The following is a 12007-nucleotide window of genomic DNA, read 5'->3' as shown; positions in this document are numbered from 1 at the left end:
TATGGAGCCGCAAAGACGGTGCAGGCAATAATCCGGCTGTTGGGCATAGTTTATATGGCCTTGTCGCCGGATTATTTGTTTTAGGCCGCTATTGATGAAATATGCAAGCTAAATTTATAATAATGCTTTTGTAAAACGGCAATAATGCATAGAATGGCTTTTATATAAAATTATTGGCAAAAATCGGTACATTTATGATTGCAAAATATTGCATAAATAATGCCGAATATGCTATTATACGGTATATTATCATAGCAAGCGGCTTAAGGAGAGACCATGGCTGTAAAAGTGGGCATTATCGGAGCATCTGGGTATACCGGAGCCGAACTTATCCGGCTGGCTGCGGCACACCCTGAGATGGAAGTTGTGTATGCTACCGCAAACCAATATCAAAATATAGCGGTGGCTGAATTATACCCGCATTTAAACGGCGTAACCAGCCTTGTTTTTGAGCCTTATGACTTCGAAAATGCGCTTGGTAAGGCAGATTTATTCTTTTTGGCGCTTCCGCATGGCCAGGGAATGAAGATTACAACCGCGCTTTTGGATGCTGGCTGCAGGGTTGTAGACCTAAGTGGCGATTTCCGGTTAAACGATGCAGCGACTTATGAAGAGTGGTATAAGACCGCACATATAAATCCCCAGCTCATGCTAAGGGCGACATATGGCCTTCCTGAGCTTTATGAGCAAAAGATCAAAGAATCGACCTTTGTATCAAATCCGGGCTGCTACCCGACAGGCGCGATTCTTGCTCTAGCCCCATTGTTCTCTGCAAAGCTAGTGAAACCAGATAGTATTATTATAGATTCTTTAAGTGGCGTATCCGGTGCCGGACGCGACCCGAAGCCGGCGACCCATTTCTGCAAAGTAGATGAGAGCTTGACGGCATATAAAGTCGGTGGCATACACCAACATACCCCCGAAATTGAACAGTACCTGTCCGATATTGCAGGCGAGAAAGTAAAAGTATCTTTTACGCCCCACCTTGTTCCAATAACCAGGGGGATTCTAACCACAGCTTATATTGAGGCAGCCGAAAAAGTTGAATTAGCCGAACTTATAGTTCTTTACCAGGAATATTATAGAAACAAACCGTTTGTTTGCATCTTGCCTCAGGGTCAGTATCCAGAAACTAAGAATGTCATGGGCTCGAACTACTGCCATATAGGCCTTGCCTATGATAAGAGGACGAATAGGATTATAGTAATTTCTGCTATTGATAATCTGGTTAAAGGTGCGTCTGGGCAGGCGATCCAGAATATGAACATAATGCTGGGCTTACCGCAGGATATGGGATTGAAGGTTGTTGGCTTGGCACCCTAAGGCAACGGTTCTTGGCCGAGGCCTAGGGTTAGAAAATATATGCGGGCTTTAGCTCTGCTAGGTAGTCGCCCGATAATAAAGTTAAAGCTAGAGGAAGAGGAATGACTATAAGTAACGCAAATAGGGTGAACATAAAACAAATAGATGGTGGTGTGACCAGCCCAAAGGGGTTTAAGGCCGCGGGTCTTGCCTGCGGTATAAAGGCGAGCGGTCGCAAGGATATAGCGGTTCTCGTTTCGGATAAAATTTGTTCAGCCGCAGCGGTCTTTACTACCAACAAGGTGGCTGCTGCGCCGGTCCATTTAAGCAAGGCGCACCTAGCAAATGGTAGGGCACAAGCCATTGTGGTAAACAGCGGTGTGGCAAATGCATATACCGGAAGACAGGGTGATACCGATGCCGCGCGGATGGCGGAGATAACGGCAATCGAAGCAGGAATCGACCCGAATGATGTTATTGTAGCCTCAACCGGGGTGATCGGCAGCCCGCTTCCGATGCAAAATATTGAAAGAGGCATAAAGGAAGCCGTAAGTAAGCTATCTACAGGCGCAGGCTCAGATGCGGCCGAGGCAATAATGACAACGGATACCTTCCTGAAGGAATATGCTGTATCTTTTGAGATTGATGGCAAAGAAGTTATAATCGGCGGTACTGCTAAAGGTTCGGGCATGATAGCTCCCAATATGGCTACCATGCTGGGATTTATTACAACAGATGCAGCGGTCTCACCCGATATGCTGGATGCTTTCTTGAAATCTTCTGTTGAAAAATCGTTTAATTCGATTACCGTAGATGGTGATACCAGCACCAATGATATGGTAGTACTCCTTGCTAATGGTGAATCGGGGGTTCAGATAACTAAAGATAGCGCTTTAGTGTTCCAGGAGGCGCTGGACTTGGTTTGTATAGAGCTGGCCAAACTTATTGTGCGGGACGGGGAAGGTGCAACCAAGTTTATAGAGATAAATGTTTTAGGTGCTCGGAATAACGCTGATGCAAGGAAGGCAGCTATGGCTATTGCCAACTCTAATCTTGTTAAGACGGCGTTTTTTGGTGAGGATGCTAATTGGGGCAGAATAGTGGCGGCGGTTGGTTATTCAGGGGCAGATGTTGACCCAGAAAGAATAGATATTCTATATGGTGATGAGAGATTGATAGAAAATGGAAGCATAGCGGCGTATGACCCCGATAGGGTAGATTTTATTCTTAAAGAGAAGGATATAAAGGTCACGGTTAATCTCAACCTCGGAGATGGCTCTACCCGCGTTTGGACATGTGATTTTAGTTATGACTACGTAAAGATAAACGCAGAATATCATACTTAGAACATTTAACCTTCAGCAGTTGTTTTCTTATATGCTGATAGCTGAAAGCCGGTAGCTCTTGATCGAAAGGATTTTATGATGGTTGTTGATATGCAGACTGTAATGGAAAAAGCGCAAATACTTACCGAGGCTTTGCCATATATAAAAGAGTATCACGGCAAGACGGTTGTGATAAAATACGGTGGTGCGGCCATGGAGCAGGAGGACCTAAAGCAAGTCGTTGCAACCGATATCGTGTTAATGAAGTATGTTGGCCTTAATCCGGTCATCGTCCATGGCGGGGGAGCTGAGGTTTCAAGACAGATGAAAGCGATGGGTAAAGAGGTCAAGTTTGTAAATGGCCTGCGTGTGACCGATGAAGATACGATCGACATAGTAAAAATGGTTCTTGTTGGTAAAATCAACAAGGAGGTTGTATCGCTTATCAACCGTCATGGGAAGCTGGCAGTTGGCTTGAGTGGAGACGATGGAAATCTTATTACTGCCAGGAAAAAGAAAATGGAAGATGGGATAGACCTTGGTTTTGTTGGCGAGGTTGTTAATATCAACACCCAAGTTCTCAATAACCTGATAAAAGATGATTTTATACCTGTAGTGGCAACAGTCGGTGTAGGTGAGGATGGTGCAAGTTATAACATAAATGCCGATAAAGTTGCCGGCGAGATAGCGGCCGCACTTAAGGCAGACAAGATAATATTCTTAACCGATGTTGATGGTTTGTATGAAGATTTTGAGAACAAAGATACATTGATTTCAGAGCTTAAATTGGCCGATTGCGAAGAAAAGCTTTCCAGCAAAAGCATAAAATCAGGGATGATTCCCAAAGTAGAAGGTTGTGTTACTGCGCTCAGGGCGGGTGTAAAAAGAGCGCACATTTTAAACGGAACCATACCGCATGCGCTGTTGCTTGAGATATTTACCGACAAAGGCGTCGGGACAATGATTACAAAATAGCGCTGCAGCGTTGGTAGCAGTACTAGCTAACCGTTCCGATGAATGAGGATAGAACGATGACTATGCCAAATTTGGAGAATTTAATACGACTAAACGACAATTATCATATGAACACATATGCGCGCCTGCCTGTGACCTTTGTTAAAGGAAAAGGGACTCGGCTGTGGGATGATACAGGCAAGGAGTACATTGACTTTCTAAGCGGTATAGGGGTTGCAAACGCTGGGCATTGCCATCCGGCGGTCGTTGAGGCGATCAAAAACCAGGTTGAATCACTGATGCATGTGTCAAATCTTTACTACACTCAGCCCCAGCTTGAACTTGCAAAAAAGTTAGTCGAAATATCTTTTGGCGATAAGTGTTTTTTTTCAAACAGTGGCGCCGAGGCCAATGAGGCCGCGATTAAGCTTGCCCGCCGCTATGCAAAAGCAAAAGGCAAAGACAATGCATATGAGATTATCACTGCGCTAAGATCGTTTCATGGGCGCACTATGAAAACGCTTGCGGCAACAGGCCAGCCCGATAAACAGAAGCCCTTTGAGCCAATGCCGCCAGGTTTCAAACACGTTCCATTAAACGATATTGATGCGCTGGAAAATGAGATAAACGAAAAGACATGTGCCGTTATGCTTGAGCCCATCCAGGGCGAAGGCGGCGTTTATCCCTGTGACGAGGCATATCTAAAGCAGGTCCGTGCGCTTTGCGACAAGCATGGTATCCTATTAATACTTGACGAAGTGCAAACTGGAATGGGAAGAACGGGGCATATGTTTGCCTATGAAGGCTACGGCATCACGCCAGACGTTATGACCCTTGCAAAAGGCTTAGGAAGCGGTCTTCCGATCGGCGTTCTAATTGCTAGTGACAAAGCTTCGGTATTTAATCCTGGCGAACATGGTTCTACATTTGGCGGCGGCCCGGTGGCTTGTGCGGGCGCGCTTGCAACTATCAAGGTTATCGAGCAGGAAGGACTTGTTGAAAATAGTCGCGAAGTCGGCGCATATTTTGCGCAAAAGCTCGAAGACCTGAAAACAAACACTGGCAAGATCAATGAGGTCAGAGGGCGTGGCCTGATGTTAGCTATCGAATTGGCTAAAGATAATGCAAAAAATATCGTATTAGCTCTACTCAAAGAAGGCATAGTGGCCAATAATATAGGGGGAAACATACTGCGGTTCTTGCCGCCCCTCTGTATTACCGAAGAAGACATTGACATAGCTGTTTCGATTTTGGCACGACTGTTAGTGCAGGAGTAAATATGGCGAGTTTAAAAGGCAGGGATATATTATCGCTTAAAAATTACAGCCAGGATGAGATATACCAGCTGTTAGCTAAAGCGATTGAATTGAAGAGGCAGCAGAGAAACGGGAAGGCGCACCGTTTTCTTGAGGGGAAAACGGTGGCAATGATCTTCTCGAAGCCATCAAGCCGTACGAGGATGTCTTTTGAAGTTGCATGCTCACATCTGGGTATACATCCGATATTTTTAAAACCTGATGAGATACAGCTTGGCACGAGGGAACCAATCAAGGATATCGCAAGGGTGCTATCTGGTTATGCCGATGCAATAGTGATAAGGACATTTAAGCACAGCGACGTTGAAGAGTTAGCAGAATATTCATCCATCCCGGTAATAAATGCGCTAACAGATGATTATCACCCAATGCAGTCACTTGCAGACCTCATGACCATACTTGAGATAAAAGATAGGTTAGCTGGTCTGAAAATTGCGTACATTGGAGATGGGAACAACGTTGCCCACTCCCTTTTAATTGTTGCAGGAAAGCTCGGTATAAATATGTCTGTGGGTTGTCCAAAGGGTTATGAACCAGCTAAAGACATAGTTGATTTTGCGCAAAGCTGCATAAGAAATATAAACCATAAAATAGATGTGACCAATGACCCGCAAGAAGCCGTAAAAAATGCCGATGTTGTCTACACTGATGTTTGGGCAAGTATGGGTCAAGAAGATGAGCATGATGAACGTATCAAGGTATTTAAGTCCTATCAGGTGAACAGAGACCTTATGGATGCGGCAAAACCGACTGCACTGTTTATGCACTGTCTTCCCGCTCACCGAGGCGAAGAGGTAACCGATGAGATAATGGAGAGTAAGCAATCGGTGGTGTTTCAGCAATCGGAAAACCGTTTGCATACGGCAAAAGCGGTGCTGGTATCGCTGCTAAAGTAGTGGATAGCTATGAGAACAAGGCAAGATAGATTAGATGTTATCAAAAGGGTAATCGAGACAAAAGATATCTCAACGCAGGAGGAATTGATATCCGAGCTCGAGACGCTTGGATATGATGTGACCCAGGCAACGATCTCAAGGGACATAAGCGATCTAGGGCTTCTTAAGGTAAGAATTGCGGTCAACAAGGCAGGAAGCAAACAAATATATTCGCTCCCCCAGACAGAGAGGCTGCGTTCGATGCTGAACGAGTTTATGGTCTCGATAGATAAAGCCGAGAACCTGGTAGTGGTAAAGACCACTCCCGGTACAGCGCAGGCTGTTGCATCAGCCATGGACTCAGTAAAGTGGCCGGATGTCCTGGGAACGGTTGGAGGAGACGATACAATTCTGGTTATCACGCGCAGCAGGGATGTAGCCGACTATATTGTCGAGAGGCTTACAAGGCTTAAGGAAGAAAGAATCGTTTAAATTTAAAGTTTTTAAATAGCAATCACCGTATTAACATAGTGCAGGGCTAAAGCTCTGCCAGGCAGCAGCTTAAATAGATATAGTTCAGGGCTTTAGGCTTACTTTACAACGGTATGGTTTGACAGTAGCGATAGTAGTGCCATCAAGCAAAGGCCTTAAGATCTGACAAAGCAATTTTGTGAATGGAGAAAGCTGTGACAAAGAAACCCCTGGGAATTATGTTGGTAATAGTGGTTTTGTTGGTTGCGTTAGGCTGCGGCGGGTCTAAAGTAGACCAGGGGGTGGTTAAAGGAAATAAAGGTGCGGTCAAATCTAGAGCCGATAAGGATATTCCCGCTAAGAATCGCCCAAAAACAAAGACGGATACCATACTAATCAACGGCGAGGACAAAAAGTTTGAGTTTGCTCTGTTTGATGACGAAACGGTGAGGTTTTCTACCTATATCGCGGAGGATATGATTGGCGAGCGGGGGATGGCAGAGAACGGTGGCCGGATATTTGTCTTTGCAAAAGATAAAGATAAAAAAGATATTAACTCAAGCATTGAGATTACAGTAAAGAAAAAAGATGCAAAAAACACAGTTGATTATTCTGTGAAGGCTGTTAAAGAGCTAGTTCAGACGCACGGGTTTAAAGTTATAGAGCACCGAGCCGGGACTCCCGAGCAGTATAATATCCCTGGCGCAAGATCGAAAGTAGAGTTTGCCATTAAGAAGCAAAACGCGTTTAGAGCAGAAATAACCGGAACGGGTATAGTTTTTGAGCGCGGGGGTTATATCTACCGCATCATTATTCAATACCCACTTGACAGAGAAAACGAATTCAAACCACGTGTTGATAAGATGCTAAGCGATATTATGTTTTACGATGAGAAAAATTAATGCGCGAGGGGCGCAATTTCCGTTACTTGCTCTCATCTGAATTCGACGCTTTGGCGCACAGATATATTAGGGTTAGGGCAAAATGATTGATGAATGATTAACGAACCGGAGGTTTATTAAGTGGGACAGGTTGGAAGTGTAAGGGAACCTAAAGATAGAGTAGTACTGGCTTACTCTGGCGGTCTTGACACCTCAGTCGCCATAAAATGGCTTCAAGAAAATTATGACTTAGAGGTGGTTGCCGTGGCTGTCGATATCGGCCAAGGGGAAGACCTTGAACCGATTAGGGAGAAGGCCTTAAAAATCGGTGCTGTACATGCCGAGGTTGTAGATGCGAAAAAGGCCTTTGCCGAAAAATTTATCGTACCGGCGCTTAAAGCAAACGCGCTTTACGAGAGACAGTATCCGCTTGCAACTGCTCTATCACGCCCGCTAATTGCTAAGATATTAATCGAAGTCGCACAGGGAACTGGTGCAGTCTACGCGGCGCATGGATGTACTGGCAAAGGCAACGACCAGGTGCGCTTCGAGGTAACGATGCGGGCTTTAAACCCCGACATAACGATAATCGCACCAGCCAGGGAGTGGGACTTTACACGTGAGACGGCAATTGAGTATGCCAAAGAGCACAACATCCCAATTCCTGTTACCAAGAAAAGTCCATATAGTATTGATGAAAATCTATGGGGTCGCTCGGTTGAATGCGGTATCTTAGAAGATCCATGGATCGAGCCGCCGGAAGATGCATATGCCATGACAGTTGACCCGGCGAAAGCTCCGGATGAGCCGACTTACGTTGAAGTAACTTTTGAACAGGGTGTTCCTGTCTCATTGGATGACGAGAAGATGGACCTTCTAATGCTTATACAAAAAATGAACCAGATTGCTGGAAGCAATGGCTTTGGTCGCCTGGATAAGATAGAAAACAGGTTGGTCGGCATAAAGTCGCGCGAAATATATGAGGCGCCGGGAGCGCTTGCTCTTATTAAGGCTCACCGGGATTTAGAAGACCTAACTCTTGAGCGCGACCTTGCTCACTATAAATACGGTATCGAAGAAAAATACGCTGAGATGATCTATTACGGTCTTTGGTTCTCACCGCTTCGTGAGGCACTTGATGCCTTCATAAACGAAACTCAGCGGGTTGTTAACGGAACTGTGCGCCTGAAATTTTATAAGGGTTCGTGCAAGGTAGTCGGTCGTCGTTCGCCGAATTCTCTATATGATAGAGCGCTTGCAACATACGAGGCCGGCGACACTTTTGCACACCAGGCTGCCGCCGGATTTAACAGGATCTGGGGCCTTGGGTTAGAAACGTGGGGAAGGAAATATAGGAAGTAAAATTTCTTTGATTTCATCTATCGCAAAAATAATCAATTGGTGGGTATAATAGGGATTGGTAGTTGGGCACAATCTCTATGGACGATACGCTAATTGCATGAACCAGCATCTGCAGAAGGAGTCATTGCTATGAAATTGTGGTCTGGGAGGTTCACGAAAAGCACAGATAGCTTTGTTGATGAATTCAACGCGTCCCTTCCTGTTGATAAACACCTCTACGAGCAAGATATAAAGGGAAGCATAGCCCATGCCCACATGCTTGCGGCTTGCGGAATCATCACAGGTGAGGAAGCCGACCGCATTATTGAAGGTCTAAAACTGATCAAACAAGAAATCGAAGAGGGAACCTTCAACTTTGATATTGGGGATGAAGATATCCATATGGCAATTGAGCGGGCGCTCACAGATAGGATTGGTGCCATAGGAGGGAAACTCCATACTGCACGCAGCCGCAATGACCAGGTAGCACTTGACACCCGCATGTTCATAAAAGATGCAATAATTGATATCGGCATTGAGATAATGGCGCTCCAACTAGAGCTGGTCAATATATCCCAAAGAGAAATCCGCACGATTATGCCCGGTTACACTCATATGCAGAGGGCTCAACCTATCCTGTTTTCGCACCATATGATGGCTTATTTCTGGATGCTGCGCCGTGATTTTACGCGTTTAAAAGGCGCATTCAAACGCGCAGATGTTATGCCTCTTGGCTCGGCTGCGCTTGCAGGAACAACTTATCCTATAGACATGAAGCAGGTTGCTAAAGATCTTGGTTTTGCAAAGATAAGCAATAACAGCCTTGATGCGGTATCCGATCGCGACTATATAGTCGAGTTTCAAGCTGCGGCGTCGATGCTGATGATGCACTTAAGCCGGCTTGCTGAGGAGCTAATTATTTGGTCGACAACCGAATTCAGCTTTATAGAACTCGACGAAGCCTATACGACGGGAAGCAGTATCATGCCGCAGAAGAAAAACCCGGATGTCGCAGAGCTAATACGGGGCAAGACCGGCCGGGTCTACGGCAATCTGATGCAAATGTTAACCACCATGAAAGGGCTCCCTCTTGCATATAACAAGGATATGCAGGAGGACAAAGAATCCCTTCTCGATACAATATACACCGTTAAGAACTCCATCATAGGCATGAAGAACATGATCTCAACCATGAAGATAAATTCTGAGGTCATGCGTCAGGCAGCTGAAGGTGGCTACACCAATGCAACTGAGCTAGCGGATTACCTGGTTGGCAAAGGCGTTCCCTTTAGAGAAGCCCACCATGTTGCAGGCACAATCGTGCGCAAAGCAGTTGAAGAAGGCTGTTGGCTCTCCGATTTCTCCCTCGAAGAACTGCAAGAAATAAACCCAATGATCGAAGACGATATCTTTGAAGCCCTTGACATTGAAGTAGCGGTAGAGCGTCGCAACAACCGTGGTGGCACCGCAACCGAGCGTGTCCAAGAACAAATCGAGAAAGCGATTAAGCTTCTTGAGAAAGAGCAAGTCTGGCTTGAGGAAAGAGCCTAGATTTATGCGGCAATTCAAGCTCTGGTTTAGGGTCTGATGATTATGTATAAAATTTAGTATTACCAATTATCGGCGCATCTTTACTCATACTAGTAAAAGGAAATAGCGTATGCTATGATATATGTGTGAAAACGACTAGAGAACAATACCTCTTATCAAGGGGAAAGGTTATATTTGACTATTCAACCCTATATTGTGCTACGCCGGAGGAACTTCTAAGGAGCGGGCTTTTTAAAGAAATAACCGAAAGATTTGTTGCAAAAATTGCATCAAAGGGGAGTTCCACTTTTGCCTTTCTAAGCGAATCACTACCATATTTAAAGAAAGATGAACTAGCAGGATATATGATTAACCTCTTAAGATTGCTATCTAGCCATACGACAGAAGAGATTCTTTCTATGAACAGTGAATATAATGCAATCTTATCCGACAAAGAAAGGGTACTTGAGTTTATTGAGGGTCTGTATAATTACTGGAGAGGGTTTGAGAGGTTTATATATATGGAGGCTCCCAAAAGGTCGCAATACACAAAAAATAGCCTCCATCACGCTCAGTTTATAAAATCAAACGAAGAATTTAAGAATCTTATCCTTTCTGTCTACCGACGAATCGGCGAGAATCTAATCGGCGAGAACCCGCGTGTATATAGGCAGCTACCAGCTGGCGCAAATATGGGGTTACTCTGTGAGAAAATAGATTGGGATTGTCCTAAGACATACAGCAATTTACAGGAGATTCCATTCATCCGCCTAACGCTATTAGAGCCGCCTGTTATTTTTTACCCGAGAGCGAATAAAAGAAAAGGCAGGTTTGAGGAAATCGGCGGGCTTGAAAAAGAAATGCTTGATTTGAACCCTGAGGAATGGTTTTGTTATCCTGCGAAGGTTGGCGATCTGATCGCTTTTATCTACTTCCACCATGACTTTATGTCTCTCGGCCTTTCTTTATGCAATCTTTTTGAAATCGCAGATTACGAAGAAATTGAAGCTAACAAACCTAACATCATGCTCGTGTTTGGGCTTGATAACGGAAATCTACCCAGCAAAACAGTCTTCTATGAAGACCTAGATAATGACATATTGGTTGGCCTGATTCAACACTCTGAGGATGTAGACTATTTCGGTTATTTTAAAAAAATGACCCTTACCTTACACAACATCGCAATGCTTAAAAGAAAACGTCTGCCTGTCCATGGAGCTATGGTCTATCTCAAGTTAAAGGAAGGCGGCACTGCCAATGTTGTAATAATAGGCGATAGTGGTGCCGGTAAATCTGAGACTATTGAGGCCTTACGTGTATTAGCAGATGAATATATTTGCGAGATGATAATCGTGTTTGATGATATGGGCTCGCTAGGAATTGATGCGGGTGGCAATGTAGTTGGATACGGTACGGAGATAGGCGCATTTGTAAGGCTTGATGACTTGCAACCTGGTTATGCGTATGAAGAAATAGATAGAAGCATATTTATGAATCCTGACAAAACTAATGCGAGACTAATAATGCCCATAACCCGGTACTCCCACATAATTAAGGGATATCCTGTGGATATTCTTTTATATGCCAATAACTATGACCAAGTAAATGAGGAGAACCGGGCGCTGGAATTTTTCTCGACACCTGACGATGCGTTAGCTGTTTTTAAAAGCGGGGCGCGGCTGGCCAAAGGTACGACCGACGAAAAGGGGCTTGTCCATACATATTTCGCCAACCCATTTGGTGCTCCACAACGCAGGCAGGAGCATGAAGCCTGCGCAAAACTCTATTTCGAAAAAATGTTTGAGTTGGGAGTAAAGGTAGGCCAGATAAGGACAAGACTTGGTATTGATGGATATGAACAAGAAGGGCCACGGGTTGCTTCTCTAGAACTATTTAATGTGATTAAGCAACTCTCTACAAATTAAGCACTAGCTCACCGAGTTTTAGTATTTGTATAAAAGTAAGCCGTTAGAGCCACAGAGAATACCGCATCCGGTGTTTATCTCACATTG

Annotated in this window: 10 protein-coding genes; all 10 read left to right on the top strand. The window is 44.7% G+C overall.

The window, feature by feature from the left end:
- Positions 1 to 276: 276 nt before the first annotated feature.
- The 10 genes from argC to K6T91_03430 all read left to right on the top strand — a co-directional run bounded on the left by argC (position 277) and on the right by K6T91_03430 (position 11920).
- Complete coding sequence (gene argC, locus K6T91_03475) at positions 277 to 1323, top strand: N-acetyl-gamma-glutamyl-phosphate reductase (protein MCL6471853.1); 1047 nt, start codon at positions 277 to 279, stop codon at positions 1321 to 1323.
- A 101-nt stretch (positions 1324 to 1424) separates the two neighbouring features.
- Positions 1425 to 2648, top strand: a complete 1224-nt coding sequence (gene argJ, locus K6T91_03470) for a bifunctional glutamate N-acetyltransferase/amino-acid acetyltransferase ArgJ (GenBank protein ID MCL6471852.1) — start codon at positions 1425 to 1427, stop codon at positions 2646 to 2648.
- Between the two features lie 90 nt (positions 2649 to 2738).
- Entirely contained in the window at positions 2739 to 3602 is an 864-nt protein-coding gene (gene argB / locus K6T91_03465) for an acetylglutamate kinase (protein ID MCL6471851.1), read from the top strand.
- 62 nt (positions 3603 to 3664) lie between these two features.
- Positions 3665 to 4858, top strand: a complete 1194-nt coding sequence (locus K6T91_03460) for an acetylornithine transaminase (GenBank protein ID MCL6471850.1) — start codon at positions 3665 to 3667, stop codon at positions 4856 to 4858.
- Between the two features lie 2 nt (positions 4859 to 4860).
- Positions 4861 to 5793: an ornithine carbamoyltransferase gene (argF, locus tag K6T91_03455; protein MCL6471849.1), complete on the top strand. Its 933-nt coding sequence runs from the start codon at positions 4861 to 4863 to the stop codon at positions 5791 to 5793.
- Between the two features lie 9 nt (positions 5794 to 5802).
- Positions 5803 to 6264, top strand: a complete 462-nt coding sequence (gene argR / locus K6T91_03450) for an arginine repressor (protein MCL6471848.1) — start codon at positions 5803 to 5805, stop codon at positions 6262 to 6264.
- 194 nt (positions 6265 to 6458) lie between these two features.
- The gene (locus K6T91_03445) at positions 6459 to 7145 is read left to right on the top strand and encodes a hypothetical protein (protein MCL6471847.1); all 687 of its coding nucleotides are present in this window, start codon (positions 6459 to 6461) and stop codon (positions 7143 to 7145) included.
- Positions 7146 to 7265: 120 nt separating this feature from the next.
- A complete protein-coding gene (locus K6T91_03440; protein ID MCL6471846.1) occupies positions 7266 to 8486 on the top strand; it encodes an argininosuccinate synthase in 1221 nt (406 codons plus the stop codon).
- A gap of 129 nt (positions 8487 to 8615) precedes the next feature.
- Entirely contained in the window at positions 8616 to 10016 is a 1401-nt protein-coding gene (argH, locus tag K6T91_03435; GenBank protein ID MCL6471845.1) for an argininosuccinate lyase, read from the top strand.
- Between the two features lie 125 nt (positions 10017 to 10141).
- Entirely contained in the window at positions 10142 to 11920 is a 1779-nt protein-coding gene (locus tag K6T91_03430; protein ID MCL6471844.1) for a phosphoenolpyruvate carboxykinase, read from the top strand.
- Positions 11921 to 12007 lie beyond the last annotated feature (87 nt).

The organism is Bacillota bacterium, assembly GCA_023511485.1.
GTDB lineage: Bacteria > Actinomycetota > Aquicultoria > Aquicultorales > Aquicultoraceae > CADDYS01.
Note: the sequence above shows the minus strand (reverse complement) of the source record. Positions and strands in the feature narration are given on the sequence as shown.

What these genes read in the sequence shown, in the direction of transcription:
- argH (MCL6471845.1), top strand. Translation starts at nt 8,616, where the DNA reads ATGAAATTGTGGTCTGGGAGGTTCACGAAAAGCACAGATAGCTTTGTT.
- argB (MCL6471851.1), top strand. Translation starts at nt 2,739, where the DNA reads ATGCAGACTGTAATGGAAAAAGCGCAAATACTTACCGAGGCTTTGCCA.
- K6T91_03460 (MCL6471850.1), top strand. Translation starts at nt 3,665, where the DNA reads ATGCCAAATTTGGAGAATTTAATACGACTAAACGACAATTATCATATG.
- argJ (MCL6471852.1), top strand. Translation starts at nt 1,425, where the DNA reads ATGACTATAAGTAACGCAAATAGGGTGAACATAAAACAAATAGATGGT.
- argC (MCL6471853.1), top strand. Translation starts at nt 277, where the DNA reads ATGGCTGTAAAAGTGGGCATTATCGGAGCATCTGGGTATACCGGAGCC.
- argF (MCL6471849.1), top strand. Translation starts at nt 4,861, where the DNA reads ATGGCGAGTTTAAAAGGCAGGGATATATTATCGCTTAAAAATTACAGC.
- argR (MCL6471848.1), top strand. Translation starts at nt 5,803, where the DNA reads ATGAGAACAAGGCAAGATAGATTAGATGTTATCAAAAGGGTAATCGAG.